The organism is Pseudomonas sp. S3_G06 (assembly GCF_054667565.1).
In genome coordinates this window covers 2631918-2651225 of sequence record NZ_CP162738.1, presented here as the reverse complement: position 1 = coordinate 2651225, position 19308 = coordinate 2631918, and the positions used below count along the sequence as shown (strand labels likewise).

The 19308-nt window shown below is 60.7% G+C and carries 15 protein-coding genes and 1 pseudogene; 5 read left to right on the top strand and 11 right to left on the bottom strand.

Annotated elements, in window-relative coordinates; translation table 11 throughout:
• Positions 1–196: 196 nt before the first annotated feature.
• Positions 197–2401 carry an OsmC domain/YcaO domain-containing protein gene (locus AB4N47_RS11800; protein ID WP_341637720.1) on the top strand — a complete coding sequence of 735 codons (2205 nt, stop codon included), beginning with the start codon at positions 197–199 and terminating at the stop codon, positions 2399–2401.
• Positions 2402–2521: 120 nt separating this feature from the next.
• Here the strand turns inward: AB4N47_RS11800 and AB4N47_RS11795 are convergent, their stop codons facing one another.
• The 3 genes from AB4N47_RS11795 to AB4N47_RS11785 all read right to left on the bottom strand — a co-directional run bounded on the left by AB4N47_RS11795 (position 2522) and on the right by AB4N47_RS11785 (position 4536).
• The gene (locus tag AB4N47_RS11795) at positions 2522–3016 is read right to left on the bottom strand and encodes a PaaI family thioesterase (RefSeq protein WP_122610560.1); all 495 of its coding nucleotides are present in this window, start codon (positions 3014–3016) and stop codon (positions 2522–2524) included.
• 8 nt (positions 3017–3024) lie between these two features.
• Complete coding sequence (locus AB4N47_RS11790; protein ID WP_341637719.1) at positions 3025–4182, bottom strand: GGDEF domain-containing protein; 1158 nt, start codon at positions 4180–4182, stop codon at positions 3025–3027.
• Positions 4183–4287: 105 nt separating this feature from the next.
• On the bottom strand, positions 4288–4536 hold the full coding sequence (locus AB4N47_RS11785) for a hypothetical protein (protein ID WP_341637718.1): 249 nt from the start codon (positions 4534–4536) through the stop codon (positions 4288–4290).
• A 165-nt stretch (positions 4537–4701) separates the two neighbouring features.
• Between AB4N47_RS11785 and AB4N47_RS11780 the strand changes: the two genes are divergently transcribed.
• Positions 4702–5343: an ATPase gene (locus AB4N47_RS11780; protein WP_341637717.1), complete on the top strand. Its 642-nt coding sequence runs from the start codon at positions 4702–4704 to the stop codon at positions 5341–5343.
• Positions 5344–5427: 84 nt separating this feature from the next.
• On the top strand, positions 5428–5769 hold the full coding sequence (locus tag AB4N47_RS11775) for a YajG family lipoprotein (protein ID WP_071172017.1): 342 nt from the start codon (positions 5428–5430) through the stop codon (positions 5767–5769).
• An 817-nt stretch (positions 5770–6586) separates the two neighbouring features.
• Here AB4N47_RS11775 and AB4N47_RS11770 read toward each other — a convergent pair.
• The 4 genes and pseudogenes from AB4N47_RS11770 to AB4N47_RS11755 all read right to left on the bottom strand — a co-directional run bounded on the left by AB4N47_RS11770 (position 6587) and on the right by AB4N47_RS11755 (position 10507).
• A complete protein-coding gene (locus AB4N47_RS11770; protein WP_341637716.1) occupies positions 6587–7543 on the bottom strand; it encodes a 2-hydroxyacid dehydrogenase in 957 nt (318 codons plus the stop codon).
• Positions 7544–7574: 31 nt separating this feature from the next.
• The gene (locus tag AB4N47_RS11765) at positions 7575–8333 is read right to left on the bottom strand and encodes an SDR family oxidoreductase (protein ID WP_122880747.1); all 759 of its coding nucleotides are present in this window, start codon (positions 8331–8333) and stop codon (positions 7575–7577) included.
• A gap of 33 nt (positions 8334–8366) precedes the next feature.
• On the bottom strand, positions 8367–9059 hold the full coding sequence (locus tag AB4N47_RS11760) for a fumarylacetoacetate hydrolase family protein (protein WP_341637715.1): 693 nt from the start codon (positions 9057–9059) through the stop codon (positions 8367–8369).
• A gap of 98 nt (positions 9060–9157) precedes the next feature.
• A pseudogene (locus AB4N47_RS11755) lies at positions 9158–10507 on the bottom strand (MFS transporter).
• A gap of 552 nt (positions 10508–11059) precedes the next feature.
• Here AB4N47_RS11755 and AB4N47_RS11750 point away from each other — a divergent pair.
• Positions 11060–11992: a helix-turn-helix transcriptional regulator gene (locus AB4N47_RS11750; RefSeq protein WP_341637714.1), complete on the top strand. Its 933-nt coding sequence runs from the start codon at positions 11060–11062 to the stop codon at positions 11990–11992.
• A gap of 8 nt (positions 11993–12000) precedes the next feature.
• Here AB4N47_RS11750 and AB4N47_RS11745 read toward each other — a convergent pair whose 3' ends face one another.
• The 4 genes from AB4N47_RS11745 to AB4N47_RS11730 form a co-directional block, all read right to left on the bottom strand.
• On the bottom strand, positions 12001–13194 hold the full coding sequence (locus tag AB4N47_RS11745) for a GAF domain-containing sensor histidine kinase (protein ID WP_341637713.1): 1194 nt from the start codon (positions 13192–13194) through the stop codon (positions 12001–12003).
• Between the two features lie 127 nt (positions 13195–13321).
• Positions 13322–15490 (bottom strand): TonB-dependent siderophore receptor, encoded by a 2169-nt coding sequence (locus AB4N47_RS11740; RefSeq protein WP_341637712.1) that lies wholly within the window; start codon positions 15488–15490, stop codon positions 13322–13324.
• A 270-nt stretch (positions 15491–15760) separates the two neighbouring features.
• Positions 15761–16600 carry a glutathione-dependent disulfide-bond oxidoreductase gene (gene yghU / locus AB4N47_RS11735; RefSeq protein WP_341637711.1) on the bottom strand — a complete coding sequence of 280 codons (840 nt, stop codon included), beginning with the start codon at positions 16598–16600 and terminating at the stop codon, positions 15761–15763.
• A gap of 232 nt (positions 16601–16832) precedes the next feature.
• Entirely contained in the window at positions 16833–17336 is a 504-nt protein-coding gene (locus AB4N47_RS11730; protein ID WP_341637710.1) for a cupin, read from the bottom strand.
• 179 nt (positions 17337–17515) lie between these two features.
• On the opposite strand from AB4N47_RS11730, the gene AB4N47_RS11725 reads away from it, so the two are divergent.
• Complete coding sequence (locus AB4N47_RS11725; RefSeq protein WP_341637709.1) at positions 17516–19303, top strand: thiamine pyrophosphate-requiring protein; 1788 nt, start codon at positions 17516–17518, stop codon at positions 19301–19303.
• Positions 19304–19308 lie beyond the last annotated feature (5 nt).

Below are 19308 nucleotides of genomic sequence, written 5' to 3'. Positions count from 1 at the left end.
TCTGAATCTAGAACAATGGCGAGCGCACAATGTTCAGATTGTTGTTATTGGTATCGCCTGGATTTTTTCAAAGTGTAGCGAATCCGTTGGAATTTCCAGAACCGCCGGCCAGCGGCGAATCCCGAAAGGGCGAGACTTCCCGCACAAAAACCGGATAATGGCCGCCATTCGTTTAGCCGTATTCTGGTAATCCCGCATGGAAATCAAGGTCAACTTTCTCGACAACCTTCGACTTGAAGCCAAGTTCGACGACTTCACGGTGATCGCCGATCAGCCCATTCGCTACAAGGGCGATGGCTCGGCACCGGGGCCGTTCGACTACTTCCTGGCGTCGTCGGCCTTGTGCGCGGCTTACTTCGTCAAGCTGTACTGCGACACGCGCAACATCCCGACAGAGAACATTCGCCTGTCGCAGAACAACATCGTCGACCCGGAAAACCGCTACAACCAGATCTTCAAGATTCAGGTCGAATTGCCCGCCGATATTTCGGAGAAGGATCGCCAGGGCATCCTGCGTTCCATCGACCGCTGCACCGTGAAGAAAGTGGTGCAGACCGGCCCCGAGTTCATCATCGAAGAAGTCGACAACCTCGACGCCGATGCCCAGGCCTTGTTGATGCCGCAGTCCGACTCCCAGGCGGGCACTTACATTGCCGGCAAGGACCTGCCGCTGGAACAGACCATCGCCAACATGTCGAAGATCCTCGCCGACCTCGGCATGAAGATCGAAATCGCTTCGTGGCGCAACATCGTGCCCAACGTCTGGTCGCTGCACATTCGCGATGCGCATTCGCCGATGTGCTTCACCAACGGCAAGGGCGCGACCAAGGAAGGCGCACTCGCCTCGGCGCTGGGCGAGTTCATCGAGCGCCTGAACTGCAACTTCTTCTACAACGATCAGTTCTGGGGCGAAGACATCGCCAACGCCGAATTCGTCCATTATCCGGACGAGAAATGGTTCAAGCCGGGTCCGCAGGACGAGTTGCCAAGCGAGATTCTCGACGACTACACCCTCGGCATTTACAACCGCGACGGCGAGCTGCGCGGTTCGCACCTGTACGACACCAACTCCGGCAACACCCAGCGCGGCATCTGCTCGCTGCCGTTCGTGCGTCAGTCGGACGGTGAAGTGGTGTACTTCCCGTCCAACCTGATCGAAAACCTCTACCTGAGCAACGGCATGAGCGCTGGCAACACCTTGGCCGAAGCGCAGGTGCAGTGCCTGTCGGAAATTTTCGAGCGCGCAGTCAAACGCGAAATTCTCGAAGGCGAAATGGCCCTGCCGGACGTACCGCAAGAGGTACTGGAGAAATACCCGAGCATCCTCGCCGGCATCAAGGGCCTGGAAGAGCAGGGCTTCCCGGTGCTGGTCAAGGACGCCTCGCTGGGCGGTGAATTCCCGGTGATGTGCGTGACCCTGATGAACCCGCGCACTGGCGGCGTCTTCGCCTCGTTCGGCGCGCACCCGAGCCTGGAAGTCGCGCTGGAACGCAGCCTGACCGAACTGCTCCAGGGCCGCAGCTTTGAAGGCCTCAACGACTTGCCGCAGCCGACGTTCTCGGGACAGGCAGTGACCGAACCGAACAACTTCGTCGAGCACTTCATCGATTCCAGCGGTGTGGTGTCGTGGCGCTTCTTCAGCGCCAAGCCAGATTTCGAATTCGTCGAGTGGGACTTTTCAGGCCAAGGCGAAAACTCCAACGCCGAAGAAGCCGCGACCCTGTTCGGCATCCTCGAAGACATGGGCAAGGAAGTCTACATGGCGGTCTACGAGCACATCGGCGCCAACGCCTGCCGCATCCTCGTGCCGGATTACTCGGAGATCTACCCGGTCGAAGACCTGATCTGGGACAACACCAACAAAGCCCTGCAATTTCGCGCCGACATCCTCAATCTGCACAACCTCAGTAAGGTTGGCTTGCGCAATCTGGTCCAGGGCCTGGAACGCAGCGAGCAGGACGACTACACCGATATCACCACGCTGATCGGCATCGAGTTCGATGACAACACACCATGGGGCAAGCTGACGATTCTGGAACTGCGCCTGCTGATCTACCTCGCGCTGCAGAAGTTTGACGAGGCCAAGGATCTGGTTGAGGCATTCCTGCAATACAACGACAACACCGTTGAGCGTGGCTTGTTCTATCAAGCGGTCAATGTGGTGCTGGAGATGGAGCTGGATGAGGACCTGGAGCTTGAGGATTACGAAGCCAATTTCCGCCGGATGTTTGGTGACGAGCGTATGGATGCGGCGATTGGTTCGGTGAATGGCAGTGTGCGTTTTTACGGTTTGACGCCAACGAGCATGAAGCTGGAAGGGCTGGACCGGCATTTGCGCTTGATCGAAAGCTATAAAAAGCTGCATGCGGCGCGGGCGAATGGGACAACCTTGTCGCATTGAGAGCAGGCGATCCAAATGTAGGAGCTGCCGAAGGCTGCGATCTTTTGACTTTGATTTTTTTTGACCAAAGCAAGATCAAAAGATCGCAGCCTTCGGCAGCTCCTACAGATCGAGCCAAGCTCAGCGGCCATGCGCTGCATCCGCCAACTGCCCCGTATCCACCCGCACAAATACCGAATCACCCACCGCTGTCAGCACTTCCCCTGCATACACCTCGCAAATCACCCGGGTCTTGCGCCCGACTTCACCTTCGACCCGTGCGCGCAAGAGCAGCGGTACGCCCATCGGCGTTGGCTTGATGAACTTGATCCCGAGGTTACCGGTGACGCAGTCGATGCGCGGCAGGCTGCCGGCTTCGCGGTTTTCTGCGCGGTAGTGCCAGGCCATGGCGGTCCAGTTGGAGTGACAGTCGACGAGCATGGCAATCAGCCCGCCGTAAACCAGATCCGGCCAGCCGCAATATTGCGCTTCGGGCAGATGCTCGGCGATGACGTGGTTGCCGTCCTCATCCCAACGACTTTTCACGTGCAGGCCTTGCGGATTGCGGCCGCCGCAGCCGTAACAAACGCCTTCGGGGGCGGCGAGGTCTTGCAGCGGGGTGTCGTGGCTGGACATGGCGGGTTTCATCCTGGAGTGGCGAGGCCGGACAGGCGCAAGCGGTTGCGGCCGCCGCGTTTGGACTCATAGAGCGCGGCGTCGCCAAGTTCGATCAGCGCCGCCAGACTGGCCGGCGGTTTGTCGAACAGTGTGGCGCCGATGCTCAAAGTCACCGCAGCGGACGTGGGATAGGTGTGCGACGCGAGGGCCAGAAACTGTTCGCGCAAGGCATTGCCCAGTTCAAGGATAGCTTCGGCTGAGGCGTTGTTGAGCAGCATCAGAAACTCATCGCCACCCAGCCGCGCCGTCAACGCATGGGGCGGCAGCTGGGCGCGGATCATCTCGCTCAAGGCGATCAGCAAGCGATCACCGGCAATATGCCCGTACTGGTCGTTGACCAGTTTGAAGTTGTCGATATCGATCAACAGCAATGCACCCGGCCTTTGCGCGGATACGCCGGCCAGCAGGCGAGGCGTGCGCTTTTCCAGGGCGCGGCGGTTGTAGAGGGCCGTGAGCGGATCGCGCTCGGCGAGGCGGGCGATCTGCTTTTCCCGGCGATAACGCTCGGTGCCGGTCATCGACAGGGCGATCAACATGATCGCCATCGCGCCTTCGACCAGCGAGATCTGAATGATCTCGCCACGAAACGCCGCCAGATCGATAAGGGTGCCGGGGATCACTACGGTCAGGGCCTTGGCCACATAAAAGATACCGTGACCGAGCAGCACATAGCGCAATTGCACCGCACCAACGCTCAACGACTTGCCGTGCGGGCGCAGCAGCGAACTGGCCTTGAGTGTCAGGATCGCCACCAGCAGCGAGTTGGCCACCAGCATGGCCTTGGACCACAGCGGGCCGTCCGGCAACATCAACATGATCAGCCACGTCGCGAAAATCAGGTACCACGCCGGCGACAGTCGGGTCTGGGTGAAGCGCGCCACGCCGAGCAGGAAAAAGAAATGCGCGGTCACCAGCAAGCCGTTGGCGAACCAGATGCCGAGCAGCAGAAAACCGCTGCTGCGCAGCAGCGCCAGGGTGGAACCGATGGTGATGGTGGCGAAACCGGCGCTCCAGAACAGTAGCGAAGGCTCACGGATGCTGCGCCACTCGACTGCCAGGTACAGCGCGGCAGCGGCTGCGAGGGCGATCGTGATGGTCAGCATCGTTGGCGGGTCGAGCGGCATTTCCGGGCAGGCCTGTCTGTATGGCAATAGGCCTGCGATTGTAAGCGTTTGGTCAGGTTTTTCGCAGGGGGCGCGTTGCCGGGCGGACCACCGGCGCTCCAGCGGTCACTCTTGCGGGCTTAGCCAGGTGTCTACCACGCGGCGATCGAGCTCTTCCCAATAGGCCATGCCCAGCACTCGCGTGGTGTTGAGCCCGCGCAGGTAACCGCGCAATTGCTGGGCAGTGTCGCGGATCACTTGCGCATCGCGGCTGTTTTTGTCCAGCAGGACGCTTTCGTATTGCATCAGGTATTCGGCCACGCGCTCGCGATATTCGGGCAGTACGGCGTCACGGATCAGATCGAACGTTCTCAAGGCGAGACCCTCATCATTTTGTTGGCAGGTCCAGTGTGCATCAGTCTGCGTGGCACGCAACTATTGCTGGAAGTAATAGTGACCATCAAGAAACGCAAGTTCTGCTTTGCCAGCGATCGGCGGAAAATCGCCTCCATCGAAGACGCAGCTCAAGGAAATTGCGCGATGAACATTCTGACTCGACTGGCAATGATCGCCCTGCTGATGGGCGGGGTAGTTACCGCACCGGCTTACGCAAACGACGCCCGGTCGTGTCACCTGCAACCCATCGCTGCCAGCGCCTCGGCGTTGCAGCACACGCAGACCGTGGGTGTGTTGTTGAGCGAAAACACTTTGCAGAACCTGCAATACCTGGAGCGCTACCACGACATGGCGCTGAACGGTGCGAAAGACGCACTGGACTCGCGAATCCGCGACGCGTTTGTCGGCAGCTCCGACCCGGAACTGGCCCTCGACTGGCTGATGAGTTCGCTGCAACAGCAGTTCGTCTCGGTGACCGTCTACGACAACCTCGATGCGCTGGTTCAGGCCCATCCGGACGTGGTGGTCAAGCTCGACACCTTCAACCGCTTGCTGACTCAGCGCAACAGTCTGGTCGAAGCGCGTTTTTCCGCACGGTTCTACGACGCCGATCTGCAGTACATCGGCAAGGCCGAGGGGGCGATTGAGCAAGAGTTGCCTTCGGTCTGGGTGCACAACCAGGCGGCGCCGCAGATCGCCGCGCAGATCAATCAGCAGCGTGACCTGCAACTCAATGCGCTGAAGCAATTCGATGTGTCGCTCAAGGCCCTGGTGGCGTCGAGCTGATTCTTAAAACGTAAATGGCAACGGCGGCGCCGTGAAGTCGAACCGTTGCCGGTTGAACCGAACCTTATTTTCAGGATTTACCCCATGCGTCCTTTATTCGTGCCAGCCATGGCTTTTGTTTCCCTGTTGCTCGCCGGTTGCGCTTCGGCGCCGAACGATCCGACCTTGACCTTGCAGACCAGCAAGACGCCGGCGCAGTACGCCGATTGCGTGGTGCCGAAGTTGCAGGGCAGTGCGTTGAATCCGACGGTTTCGCAGAGTCAGCGCAGTTATCGGATCGTGGTACCGAGCAAGGTGTCGGCGGATAACGTGCTGGAGGCGTACAAGGCGGGGAAGGGCGGCAAGGTGTTCATTTATGAACGGCATTTGCTGGCGTCGAATTTGTTGCCTTCGAGTTTTGAGCGGGCGGCTCAGGAGTGTATTTGATCTGAGCGCTTGACGGGTTTTGACAGAGCTCCTTTGGTTGGCCGCAACCAACCAATTTTTTCGCCCCACACTGGTTTTCGGTTGTGGGGCTTTTTTTGGGGACTTGGCGGCCTTTGGGCCGACCATGCTTTGGGGTTTTTGGGTGTATATCCTTTTTTGGTGGTGTTGCGGCTGGCGGTTTCGCCCTTACGGCGAGTCCCTTTTGGCAAACGCCCCAAAAGGAACCAAAAGGTCTTCGCCCTGACGTTCGGCCCGCTCGCTGGGGCTCGGGGTTCCTTCGCTCCGGGATCGATCCGGGCGCAGCGGCTCCGGTTTGCTCCGCTGCACCTCCTTCCGCTGTGTCTGGCTGCGCCAGACGGTCGCTGCGCTCCCACCCCCGGATCAATCCCTCCACTCAGCCTGCCGACGGGCTCCAGGATCAAAAGCTACTCGAGCTTGCGCTCATCGTGTTGGGTGGCGGGACGGCCTGCTTGGTTTGCTTTTGCTTTTCTGTGGGAGCGAGCCTGCTCGCGAAGGCGGCCTGACAGTCGACCTGTTCTTGAGCGGAACGCGATCCAACTGTAGGAGCTGCCTAAGGCTGCGATCTTTTGATCTGGCCTTCGCTTTTGCTTTTCTGTTGAGAGCAAGCCTGCCTTGGACGTTGGGTGTTGACCAATTCCTGTTCACGCCACAAAAACCTGTGGGAGCTGGCTTGCCAGCGAAGGCGGCCTGACAGACGCCCAATTTCTCACTGAATGTACGCAATCAAACCTGTAGGAGTGAGCCTGCTCGCGAAGGCGGTGTGTGCCGCGATCACGAACAGCGCTCCGGAACCCGTTCACCCGGTCACACACCCAACCGGCACTTTCCCCGCAAACGTATCAACCAGACTCGCCACCACCATTTCCCCCATCCGCGTGCGAGTCTGCAATGTTGCGCTGGCCCGATGCGGTTGCAGCACCACTTGTTCATTAGCAAACAACGCTTCGGGCACATTCGGTTCATCGACAAACACATCCAGCCCAGCCCCGGCAATTTCACCAGCTGAAAGCGCGGCCACCAGATCCGCCTCATTCACCAGTTTGCCCCGGGCGACGTTGACCAGGTAACCGTCCTTGCCCAGCGCTTGCAGCACTGGCGCGTCGATGATCGCTTCGCCCTTGTCCGCTGCGGCGGCGAGGATCAGGGCGTCGCTGTCGCGGGCCAGTTGTTTGAGGTCGGCGACGAAGGTGTGGGGGACGTCGCTCATCGGTTGCAAGTCGGTGTAGCTGATCGGGCAGCCGAAGGCGGCGGCGCGGGTGGCGATGGCGCGGCCGACGCGGCCCATGCCGACGATGCCGATGCGCATGCCGGAGACTTGTCGGGCCAAGGGCAGCGGGGCGAGGGGGGTCGGGCTTTGTGGCCATTGGCCGGAGCGCACGTAGCGGTCGCTGGTGCACAAACCGCGACAGACCGAGATGAGCAGGCCGATGGCGAGGTCGGCGACGTCTTCGGTGAGGGCGCCGATGGTGGCGGTGACGCGGATGCCGCGGTCGCGGGCGTAGGCCAGGTCAACGGCGTCGGTGCCGACGCCGTTGACCGCGACGACTTCCAGGTTCGGCAGTTGCGCCATCAGCGCCTGGCTGATGCCGGTGTGACCGCCGGTGATCACGCCACGAATGTTGGCGCCGTGGTCGTTTATGTAGGCGGGTTTGTCCGCTTGCTGGAAGTAGCGGCGTACGGTGAACAGTTCGTCCAGACGCGCGTTGATTTCCGGGATCAGGATCGGGCTCAGTTGCAGGATTTCTGGCTTCATGGCTACCTCGTTACGCAATAAAAAGGCCGGCTCAACCGCGGCCGGCAAACGGCATGGCGCTGGCCATGACGGTCATGTTCAGGACGTTGGCTGACAGCGGCAGGCCGGCGATGTAGCGCACTGCATCGGCGACGTGTTTGACGTCGACCATCGGCTCGACGGCGATGCTGCCATTGGCCTGGCGCACGCCTTTGGTCATGCGCACCGACATTTCCGTCAGGGCATTGCCGATGTCGATCTGGCTGCAGGCAATGTTGAATTCGCGGCCGTCCAGCGCCAGGGATTTGGTCAGGCCGAGCACGGCGTGTTTGCTCGCGGTGTAGGCGCTGCTGAACGGGCGCGGTGTGTGTGCGGAAATCGAACCGTTGTTGATGATTCGTCCGCCCTGCGGCTGTTGTTTGCGCATCAGCCCGAACGCGCCGCGAGCGCAGAGAAAGACACCGTTGAGGTTGGTGTCGATCACGTTGCGCCACTGCTCGAAGGTCAGTTCATCCAGCGGCACGGCGGGGGCGTTGACGCCGGCGTTGTTGAAGACCACATCGAGGCGCCCGTAGACCTCGGCAATGGTCGCGAACAGCACGTCGACACTGGCCGGATCACGCACGTCGGTGGGCACCGCCAAGGCTTGATAACCCTGGCTCTGCGCCAGTTCGGCCAACGCTTGCAAGGGCTCGGGCCGGCGTCCGGCGAGCACGAGGGTGAAACCATCGGCCATCAGGCCCAGCGCCACAGCGCGGCCGATGCCACTGCCGGCACCGGTCACCAGCGCGACTTTCAAAGAGGTCGTCATATTGTTGTTCTCCTTTTTCTCAATCCGCTGGAATCAGGGCCGTGGGTCGACGCGCATTTGCAATTGGCCTATGCCGTCAATGCCAGCGTTGATCACATCGCCCGGTTGCAGGTTGTCAACGCCGGCGGGGCTGCCGGTCATGATCAGGTCGCCGGCGCGCAGGGCCACGGATTGCGAGATGCGGGCGATCACTTCACTGACCGACCAGATCTGGCTGTCGAGGTTGTCGCGCTGGCGTTCTTCGCCGTTGACGTTCAGCCACAATTCGCCCTCGGGATGGCCGCTGCGGCTCACCGGGACGACGGCAGTCATCGGCGCGGCGCCGTCGAACACCTTGGCGCCTTCCCACGGCAGGCCGTTGCTCTTGGCTGCGCGTTGCACATCGCGGCGGGTCAGGTCGAGGCCGGCGGCGTAGCCCCACACGTAGGCGAGCGCTTGATCCTCGGGGATATTGGCGCCGCCTTCACCGATGGCGACGACCAGTTCGATTTCGTGAACGAAGTCCTCGCACACTGTCGGGAAGGCGATGTCGCCGACGGCATCGACCACGCAGCTCGGCGGTTTCATGAAAAACACTGGCGGCTGGCGCGACTGGCCTTGAGTGTCCGGCCATGGGTAGTTGCGGCCGACACAGAACACCCGGCCAACGGGGAAGCGCTGCTCGGTGCCGAGTACCGGCAAGGTCACGGGCAGATCCGGGGTAAAGACGTATTCAGTCATGTTCATCCTGCGGGTCATCCTGTTTGAAAGGGCAGCGTACGGCGGCTGGCGTCGGTGAAGTTGGACGAAAGCCGCCTGCGTTTGGACAAATCCGGGTTCTTGCCTCAGCGCACCTTCAGCTCGATGCGATACAGGCGTCCGAGCAGTAACGAATAGGAGAGGGTGCCGATCAGCGCGACGCCGCCAATAAACCAGAAGGCATAGGCGAAGGTGCCGGTGGCGTGGACGATGGCGCCGATCACGATCGGCGTGACGATGCCGCCGATGTTCGCCGCCAGGCTGGTAATGCCGCCGGTGAGGCCGATCAGCTCTTTTGGCGCCACTTCCGATACCGCCGCCCACGACGAGGACGCGATGCCTTGGGCGAAGAACGCGATGGTCAGCACGGCGATGCAGATCAGGTTGGAGTCAGTGAAATTCACCAGCACGATCGACATGCCCAGCATCGAACCGACCACCAGCGGCAACTTGCGCGCAAACGACATCGAGTAGCCGCGACGGATCAGCAGGTCGGAAACGATGCCGGCCAGCAGAATCCCCACCGTGGCACCGACGAAGGGCAGCACGGCGAAGATCCCGGCCTTGATCATGGTCAGTTTGCGTTCTTCGATCAGGTAGGTCGGGAACCAGGTGAGGAAGAAGTACAGCGCCGAGGTGCTGGCGAACTTGCCGATGCAGATCGCTCAGATCTGCCGATAGCTGAACAGCTCGGCAATCTGCCGCCAGTTGAAGCGGGTGCGCTCCTGGCTGCTCTTGACCAGACCGCCGCCGGTTTCGATGTACTTCAATTCTTCCTGGCTGACCTTCTTGCAGTTCAGCGGATCGCGATACAGGTACAGCCACAGCACACCGAAGACGATGCCGAGTGCGCCGGTGCTGTAGAACACGTGGCGCCAGTCAAAGGTGGTCGCCAGCCACAGCAGCGCGCCGGTGAACAGCGCCGTGCCGAGGTACTGGCCGCACACGTAAATGCTGCTGGCCATCCCGCGTTCCCGCGCCGGGAACCACACCGTCACCGCGCGGCTGTTGGCCGGAAAAGCCGGGGCTTCCATGGCGCCGACCGCCAGGCGCAGGCCGAACAGCGAGGCAAACCCCGTGGCGAAACCCTGGCAAACGGTGACGGTCGACCAGCTGATCAGCGAAACGCCGTAGGTGAAGCGCGAGCCAAACCGATCGGCAATGAATCCGGCCGGCACCAGCGCCAAGGCATAGGTCCAGGCGAACGCGGAAAAAATCAGGCCCATCTCGATCTTGTCCAGGCCCAGGTCCTTGGCCATGAACGGCGCGGCGATCGAGATGTTCACCCGGTCGATGTAATTGATGATCGTCGCGATCAGCAGCAGCGACAGCATGAACCAGCGCCGCCGGGTAGGCAGACGCTGCGCCTTAACGGCATCGCGTGCGCCGGCTATCACCGGCGGCACCGTGGCACTGGAGGAATGGGAGTTGGACATGCGGAGACCTCGTTATTGTTAGAAGAGTCGAGATTTTTCGAGCAGCCGATGCCGTTGCCCGCAACGTGTGGGGCAATGCAAGCGAACGGGTTGCAGCGCGGGTTTCAGACGTGCAGGAACGTCTTTGTGCGATTGATTTTCAATGGGAGGTCGGGCGGGGCGGCGAGGGGAAATAGCAGGATCATGACGTGCGCACCTTTGATTGTTTTTGAAAGAGGTTGGGCTGCGTTGGTCATTACAGTGGTCGTACAACGGTTCTAAATCAACCGATGGGTTAGAACGTTTTTTCTTCACAAAAGCCCGTTTGGCGAACCTGTCCAAAAAAATAAATACGTTAAGTTTTAATAATTCAGATCAGGAATATTTTCTAAGCTTCTGAAATTAATCACTTTGTGTTGAGCTTCGGCTATTTCTGCTTTTGGACAGGCGCATTGCCACTCCATCGGCAGAAAAAACTCCAGGCGCCGTCGTCATCGTATGACTGATTGCCGACCACCGCTCAACCCTGCAAGATGACAGGCGTCACCTCACTGCCCGGAGGACCTTCTGCCCATGTCTTCACCCAGCCGTATCCCGACTTACGTCATGCAGCAACGCAGCGAATTGACCGATTTCTACATTCGCGACAAAAAGGGTCGTCGCGCCGAAACCGCGCCTCACCGGCACGAGTACTTCCAGATCCAGATCAATCTCGGTGGCGACACCGTGCAGCACATCGGCAGCGTCCAGCGGCCATTCCCGCGCAACACTCTGGCGTTCATCCTGCCGCACCGCGTGCACGTGATTCCGCATCCCGCAGACAGCAATTTCATCGTCATCAATTTTTCCCAGACGTTTCTCTTGCCGCATCTGCAATGCGACCCGATGGATCTGGAAGAGGTGTCAATCCTGCTCGCGCCGGAGCTGTCGCCGTTCCGCTTTCAGGAACATCTGGATTTCATTTTGGGTGATGAGGATTTCGCTCAGGTCTGCGGCCTGATCGAACAGATGCGCGCACTCGATGAGAACCGTCAGTTCGGCACGCGGGAAATGCTCAAGGGCTTGTTGCTGCAGATGATCGGCAGCGTGTGTTTTCTCTACGCCGAGCCGCTCAAGCGCCTGGCGGAAGAGAATGCCGCCGAGAACAGTCGTCGCGACGCCTTGAGCCGCATGTTCGAGTATTTGCGGAAGAACATCGCCGATCCTGATCTCAACCTGATCAAAGTCGCCGCTGCGACCTATCTGTCACCGACCTACCTGACGCACTGGCTGCGCAAAGAGATCGGCAAGACCTTCACCGAGCTGGTGCTGGAGCGGCGCATGCACGCGGCGCGCAACTTCCTCCTCAACAGTACGCGCTCGGTGGGCGAAGTGGCGCGGTTGTGCGGGTTCGCCGATGAGGCCTATTTCTCCCGGCGGTTTCGCCAGATTCATGGCCAGCCACCGGGGCAGTTCCGCCGCCGCCAGCTCAACTCGGACACGCCGCAGACGCCACTGAATACTTAGAGCGGCGCTCAGACCCACTTGAAGCGGGCAGGGAAGCGCGCGACAAAACAGGTGCCCGTTTCACGGTCGGACGTCACGCTCAAGGTGCCGTTGTGCGCATTGGCAATCTGCCCGGCAATGTACAAGCCCAGTCCCAACCCTTCATGACGCTGGCCTGCTTCGGAACGGGAAAACGGTTCGAACAGCAGCGGCATCAGCGCAGGCGGGATCGGCGTGCCCTGATTGGTCAACGAAATAACGATTTCGTCGCCCTCGGCAAAGGCTTTGAGCACGATCGGTTCGGCGGTGGAGCCGTGGGTCACGGCGTTGCCCAGCAGATTCGACAACAACTGGCTGATCCGCAGCGGGTCGCAATAGACCCCGGCCGGCACCTCCAGCGAATCGATAAACTTCGCCTGCGGGTAGGCCACCTGGATTTCTTCCAGGGTCTGGCGCAGCGTTTGCTGCAAGTCATCGACCAGTTTGCGCTGTACCGGGATGCCACTGCCGAGCCGACCCCGAGCGAAGTCGAGGATGTTTTCGATCAGCACGCCCATGCGCACCGAGCTGGTGCGAATCGCCGACAGCAGCGTGCGCGAGCGCTTGTCCTCGACTTTGCTGTCCAGCAGATCGGCACTCATGCGGATGGCACTGAGTGGCGTGCGCAAGTCATGGCCCAGAACGGCGATGAACTGCTCGCGCAGACGGCCCATTTCGTTGGCATCGGCCAGCGCGGTTTTGGTCGCGTGCAAATGGCCTTGGGTATCCAGGCTCATCGCAATCAGTTGGGCGAAGAGGGTGAGGGTCTTTTCGATGGCCGGGTCGTCAAGGTTCGCCGGCACCGAATCAATGGCGCACAGCGTGCCGAAGAATTCGCCATCGGCCTTGATGATCGGAATGGAGATGTAGCTTTCCAGACCGTAGGTTTTCGGCGTGTGGTGCGTGGAGAACAGCGGGTGCTGGCTGGCATGGCCGAAGATCACCGGCTGATGGTGCTGACGGATCTCATGACAAATCGTCGATTCCAGCACCAGTTCGCCGCCGGGCAACAGGCCGAAGTCAATCGAATCATCCACGGCGCAGGCGATCCACTTGCTCTCGGTGACCCGCGCTACGGCGGCGAAGCGCATGCCGGTCATGTGCTTGACCATGCTCAGGATCACCGGCACAGCGTCAATGCTGCCGATAGCCTGGAGGTCGGAGGAGAAATCTGTCTGGGGCATGGCAGGCGCTTCGCGAAAGTGTCGCAAGAGACTATCGGTAAACGTTGGACATGCCTAATGAACCTGCAAAAAAGGGCGCCGGGACAACTCCCGGCGCCCTGTGTGGTGCTTGCTGAGCGCTATCGCCTCAGAACTTGTACTTGGCCGTCATCATGTAGCTGCGCGGGGTGCCGTAGTTATCGGTCGAGCCCCAGGTCACGTCGGTGCCGATCGAGGAATAGTACTTGCGGTCAAAGATGTTGTTGGCGTTGACCTGCAGGTCGAGGTGCTTGTTGACTTCATAACCGGCCATCAGGTCGGTGACCGCGTAGCCGCCCTGTTCGAGGCGATAGCTGCCGCCGTTGGCCAGAGCGATGTCGTTGTACATGCGGCTCTGCCAGTAGACGTTGCCGCCCACGCGCAGTTTTTCCAGCGGGCCTTTGAAGCGATACACGGTGGAGACCTTGAACAGGTGCTCGGGCATGTCGGTGTCGAATTTCTGGTTATTGTTGGCCGGGTTTTCGTCCTTGATGTAGTGGGCGCGGGTGTAGGTGTAGCCGGCGCCGACTTGCCATTGCTCGGTCAGCGCACCTTGCAGTTCCATGTCCACGCCTTGGGCGCGAACCTTGCCGGAGGTTTCGTAGCAGGTCAGTTCCGGGCAGCCTAGCTGGGTCGCTGCCTGAGTGGCGCGGTTGGTCTGGTCCATCTGGAACACTGCCACGCTGCCGTTCAGCGCGCCGTCGAAATATTCGCCCTTGATACCGACTTCGTAGTTTTCACCGACGATCGGCTCAAGCACTTTGCCGCCGAGGTCCTTCTGGGTTTGCGGGGTGAAGATGTCGGTGTAGCTCGCGTAGACCGAGTGATGGTCGTCGAGTTTGTAGATCAGGCCGGCGTAACGGGTCAGGTTGCGCGTGACCTTGAAGTCACCGTCGGCACTGCGATCGTCGTAGTCATACCAGTCCAGACGACTGCCGAGGATCAGCGTCAGCGGATCGGCCAGGCTCAAGCGCGTGGTCAGGTAAACCGCGTCCTGGGTGGTGACGTTGCGCGACTTGCCGCTACGGACGAAGTCAGGCTTGGGCGCGGCGATCGGCAGGCCGGTGTCGTAGGGCGCGTATTCCTTGGTGGTGGCGTCGTACACCCGATTGCTGGCGCCGACTACCAATTCGTGGGTGCGGCCGAAGGCTTCGAACGGACCGCTGGCGAAACCGTCGAAGGCGCGTTGCTTGTCGGTGTGGTGCGATTGGTAGGCGGTGGTTTCCAGCGGGCCGTCGTAGCGCGACAAATACGTCCCGGAGAATTCGCCTTCGGTTGTCGAAGTGGAACCGCCAACATGCAGTTTCCAGTCGTTGTCGAAACGGTGTTCGACTTCACCGAATACGGTGTCGACCTGCAACTTGCGGTTTTCCCAATCGGTGCCAGGGTAAGTGGAGCGGGGCAGGTCGAGGTGGTGGCCGTTTTCGCCGATCGGCAGGCCGCCCCAGAAATAGTTGGTCTGATCGTTCTGTCGGGAGAAACCGAGGGTCGCCGTGGTGCTGTCGCTCAGGTCGGCTTCACCGATGGCGTAGAACAGGCCGTGATCGTTTTCTTCCTTGTCGCGGAAACTGTCGGCGCCCTGATACGACGTCACCACCCGGCCACGCAGGGTGCCGCTGTCGTTCAGCGGGCTGGAGGCATCGACCTCGCCACGGTAGTCATCCCAGCTGCCGGCGGCGCCGGTGAGGGTCACGCGCTGATCAGCGGTCGGGCGTTTGCGCACCATGTTGATCGCCGCCGACGGGTTGCCGGCACCAGTGACCAGGCCGGTCGCGCCACGGACGATTTCCACGCGATCAAACATCGCCAGGTTCGGTTGCACCGCCAGGGTGTACGGCGAATACGAGCTGGGCAGGCCGTCGTACATGATGTTGTCGATGTCGAAACCGCGCGCCTTGTAAGTCTGCCGCCCCGGGCCGCTGGCCTCGCTGAGAAACAGCCCCGGCGTGCCACGCACCACGTCGTTGACGCTGGTCATGTTCTGGTCGTCCATGCGCTGGCGAGTGATCACCGTCACCGCCTGCGGCGTTTCGCGCATGGTCAGCGACAGCTTGGTCGCGGTCTGCATCGGGCCGGTGGTGTAGGACTGCGTGTCTTCGGTGGTGCTGCTCATCTGCGTGGCGCCGATTTCGGTCGCTTGCAGTTCCAGCGGGCCATTGGCGGGCGCAGTGGCTGCGGTTTCTTCAGCCAACGCAGGAGCGATGCTGGCCATGCCGATGGCGATTGCGAGGAGGTTAGGTGAAAGGTTCGAGCGGCGGTGAATGGTGTGAAACGACATCTATCTGCTTCCCCAAGATTTACCCAAACGAAACTAATGCGAGTGCATGTAAGAATTATTCGCATTAGTATGTCGGAAGTTTCCGGGGGAATAAACCCGTACGAGTCAGTTAGTTAATGATTTTTTCACAATTGGATTTGAGCGCTTGCGCAAACAAATGTGGGAGCGAGCCTGCTCGCGAAGGCGGTGTGTCATTCCACAGATGCGTTGTCTGACACGACGCTTTCGCGAGCAGGCTCGCTCCCACAGGGTTATGCGGTTTTTTTGAAATCAGTCCAGATCCTTCGCCCCATGCCGCTCCGGCACCTGACTGTCTTCATCACCCCAGGTGCGATTCACTCGCTGCCCACGCATGACCGCTGGCCGCTTGGCGATTTCTTCGGCCCAGCGCTGCACATGGCTGTACTCGTGTGCCGCGAGAAACTCCGCCGCCGAGTAAACGTTGTTGCGCACCAGTTGCCCGTACCAGGGCCACACGGCAATGTCGGCGATGGTGTAATCGTCGCCGGCCAGATAGGCGTTATCAGCGAGACGGCGGTTGAGCACATCCAGCTGCCGTTTGGCTTCCATGGTGAAGCGGTTGATCGGGTATTCGAGCTTCTCCGGCGCATACGCGTAGAAGTGCCCGAAACCGCCGCCCAGGTACGGCGCCGAGCCCATTTGCCAGAACAGCCAGTTGAGGGTTTCGGTGCGACCAGCCGGATCCTTGGGCAGCAAGGCGCCGAACTTTTCCGCGAGATACAGCAGGATCGAGCCGGACTCGAACACCCGGATCGGCGGCTCGACGCTGCGATCCAGCAGCGCCGGGATTTTCGAGTTCGGGTTGACCTCTACAAAGCCGCTGGAGAACTGATCGCCCTCGCCAATGCGGATCAGCCACGCGTCGTATTCAGCCTCGCTGTGGCCGAGTGCGAGCAACTCTTCGAGCATGATGGTGACTTTGACACCGTTGGGCGTGGCCAGCGAATACAGTTGCAGCGGATGCTTGCCGACCGGCAGTTCCTTATCGTGGGTCGGCCCGGCGATCGGCCGGTTGATGCTGGCGAAATGGCCGCCGGAAGGAGCTTCGTGTTTCCAGACCTTGGGCGGAACGTAAGACGCATTGCTCATGAAACGGACCTCGTCGATGCTGGGAGAGAACAGGTAGACACCGTATCTCGAAAGGATTGAGAACACTACCTTGTGGGAGCTGGCTTGCCAGCGATGACGGCGGCACATCCAGCATCAATATTGGCTGACCCACCTTAATCGCTGGCAAGCCAGCTCCAACAGGTTCGGAGTCAGGCACAAATCTCCCGTGGGAGCGAACCTGCTCGCGAAAGCGTCGGCAGTGTCGCCGCGCCTAACGGCTCCAATACTGCCCAACCGCACCCCCGACTCCCTGCACCGGATCTGTCTCAGGAAACGCCAGCCCCGCAATCCGCGCCAACTGCGCATCACTCGGCGCGGCCCGGCAAATATCCGCCTGCTGCCCCGGCGGATAAGCACCGACCACCAGAAAATCCGAGCTCGATTCGAGATTACAGTGCCCGGTTCCCGCCGGCAGCAACAGCACATCCCCGGCGTAGACGTCGACGACTTGCCCATCAGGCCCGCCCAACATCAACCGCGCCTGACCGGCCGCCACGCCAAGCACTTCGTGGCCTTCAGTGTGATAGTGGTGATAGTCATAAATGCCGTAGCGCCACTGCGCCGGCCAGCCATTGGCGCCGAAGGTCTGCTCGAAGCGCGCCGCCGGATCGTCGCCTTCAACGGCAATCGCGCTGCGGTAGATCAGCACCGGCAGACGCGGATTGTTCGGCACCCAGTCATTGCGTTGAAGCAGCAGGGTTTGCACATCAGTCATGGCCCATCCTCCTTCGATCATTTCTCAATCGACCACAGAGCAGGGCGCACGCCTCAAAAAATCATTGCCGCGCAAACACGGCGCCTGAGCCATGCCCGGACAATCCAGCGAAACTTCATCGCGCAGCGAGCTGTCCAGACCCTTACATGTCCATGCAGCGGTAAATGGCGAGGGTCAAGATGACGATGACAGTAGGTGATTTTCTGGTTGAGCGGCTCAGCGAATGGGGCGTCACGCGAATTTTTGGTTATCCGGGGGATGGCATCAACGGCGTGTTCGGCGCCATGAGCCGGGCCAAGGGCAAGATCGAATTTGTCCAGGCGCGGCACGAGGAAATGGCCGCGTTCATGGCCTCGGCCCACGCCAAGTTCACCGGCGAGCTGGGCGTGTGCATCGCCACCTCCGGCCCTGGCGCTTCGCACCTGATCACCGGCCTCTACGATGCGCGCATGGACCACATGCCGGTGCTGGCCATTGTCGGTCAGCAGGCGTGCACGGCGCTGGGCAGTCACTACCAGCAGGAACTGGATCTGGTGTCGATGTTCAAGGATGTCGCCGGTGCGTTTGTGCAGCAGGCTTCGGCGCCGTCGCAAGTGCGCCATCTGCTTGATCGCGCGGTGCGCACTGCGGTCGGCGAGCGCCGCGTCACCGCGCTGATTCTGCCCAATGACTTGCAGGATCTGCCTTACGAACAACCGGCGCGCGCCCATGGCACCGCGCATTCCGGCGTCGGCTACAGCAAGCCGAAAGTCGTTCCTTATGCAGCCGATCTGCAACGCGCCGCCGAGGTTCTCAACAGTGGCGAGAAAGTTGCGATTCTGGTCGGTGCCGGCGCGCTGGAGGCGACCGACCTGGTCATCGCCGTGGCAGAAAAACTCGGTGCCGGTGTCGCTAAAGCCTTGCTGGGCAAAGCGGCACTCCCCGATGACTTGCAGTGGGTCACCGGCAGCATCGGCCTGCTCGGCACCGAGCCCAGCTACAAGCTGATGAGCGAGTGCGACACCTTGCTGATGATCGGTTCGGGCTTCCCGTATTCCGAGTTTCTGCCCAAGGAAGGCCAGGCGCGCGGGGTGCAGATCGACTTGCAGCCGGACATGCTCAGCCTGCGTTATCCGATGGAGGTCAATCTGGTCGGTGATTCAGCGGAAACCCTTGCCGCGTTGCTGCCCTTGCTGGAACAGAAAACCTCGAACAAGTGGCGCAAGAAGATCGAAGGCTGGCGCAGCAGTTGGGAGAAGACCCTGGAAAAACGCGCCATGGCCAAAGCCGATCCGGTCAACCCGCAACGAGTGGTCTACGAGTTGTCACCGCGTTTGCCCGAGCAAGCCATTATCACCAGCGATTCCGGCTCTTGCGCCAACTGGTTCGCCCGTGACCTGAAAATCCGTCGCGGCATGAAATGCTCGTTGTCCGGTGGCCTGGCCTCGATGGGCGCGGCGGTGCCGTATGCGATCGCGGCGAAATTTGCTTACCCTGAACGCCCGGTCATTGCCCTGGTCGGCGACGGCGCGATGCAGATGAACAACATGGCCGAGCTGATCACCGTCGCCAAATACTGGCGGCAATGGCAGAGCCCGAAATGGATCTGCGCGGTGTTCAACAACGAAGACCTCAATCAAGTCACCTGGGAGCAGCGGGTGATGGAGGGCGATCCCAAGTTCGAAGCGTCGCAGAGCATCCCGGACGTGCCGTATCACCTGTTCGCGATCTCCATTGGCCTCAAGGGCATTTTCGTTGATCGCGAGGAGGAGGTCGCAGCTGCATGGGAGCAAGCGCTCGCCTCGGAAGTGCCGGTGCTGATCGAGTTCAAGACCGACCCGAACGTGCCGCCGTTGCCGCCGCACATCAAGCTTGAGCAAGCGAAGAAATTCGCCACGACCCTGGTCAAGGGCGACCCGGACGAAGCCGGGGTGATCGTGCAGACCGCCAAGCAGGTACTGGGCGCCGTGTTGCCGGGCAAGAAATGACGGTG

Bases quoted from the DNA above. Each gene is read 5' to 3' on its own strand.
- AB4N47_RS11800 (WP_341637720.1), top strand. From the start codon at position 197: ATGGAAATCAAGGTCAACTTTCTCGACAACCTTCGACTTGAAGCCAAG.
- AB4N47_RS11795 (WP_122610560.1), bottom strand. From the start codon at position 3,016: ATGTCCAGCCACGACACCCCGCTGCAAGACCTCGCCGCCCCCGAAGGC.
- AB4N47_RS11790 (WP_341637719.1), bottom strand. From the start codon at position 4,182: ATGCCGCTCGACCCGCCAACGATGCTGACCATCACGATCGCCCTCGCA.
- AB4N47_RS11780 (WP_341637717.1), top strand. From the start codon at position 4,702: ATGAACATTCTGACTCGACTGGCAATGATCGCCCTGCTGATGGGCGGG.
- AB4N47_RS11775 (WP_071172017.1), top strand. From the start codon at position 5,428: ATGCGTCCTTTATTCGTGCCAGCCATGGCTTTTGTTTCCCTGTTGCTC.
- AB4N47_RS11770 (WP_341637716.1), bottom strand. From the start codon at position 7,543: ATGAAGCCAGAAATCCTGCAACTGAGCCCGATCCTGATCCCGGAAATC.
- AB4N47_RS11765 (WP_122880747.1), bottom strand. From the start codon at position 8,333: ATGACGACCTCTTTGAAAGTCGCGCTGGTGACCGGTGCCGGCAGTGGC.
- AB4N47_RS11760 (WP_341637715.1), bottom strand. From the start codon at position 9,059: ATGAACATGACTGAATACGTCTTTACCCCGGATCTGCCCGTGACCTTG.
- AB4N47_RS11750 (WP_341637714.1), top strand. From the start codon at position 11,060: ATGTCTTCACCCAGCCGTATCCCGACTTACGTCATGCAGCAACGCAGC.
- AB4N47_RS11745 (WP_341637713.1), bottom strand. From the start codon at position 13,194: ATGCCCCAGACAGATTTCTCCTCCGACCTCCAGGCTATCGGCAGCATT.
- AB4N47_RS11740 (WP_341637712.1), bottom strand. From the start codon at position 15,490: ATGTCGTTTCACACCATTCACCGCCGCTCGAACCTTTCACCTAACCTC.
- yghU (WP_341637711.1), bottom strand. From the start codon at position 16,600: ATGAGCAATGCGTCTTACGTTCCGCCCAAGGTCTGGAAACACGAAGCT.
- AB4N47_RS11730 (WP_341637710.1), bottom strand. From the start codon at position 17,336: ATGACTGATGTGCAAACCCTGCTGCTTCAACGCAATGACTGGGTGCCG.
- AB4N47_RS11725 (WP_341637709.1), top strand. From the start codon at position 17,516: ATGACGATGACAGTAGGTGATTTTCTGGTTGAGCGGCTCAGCGAATGG.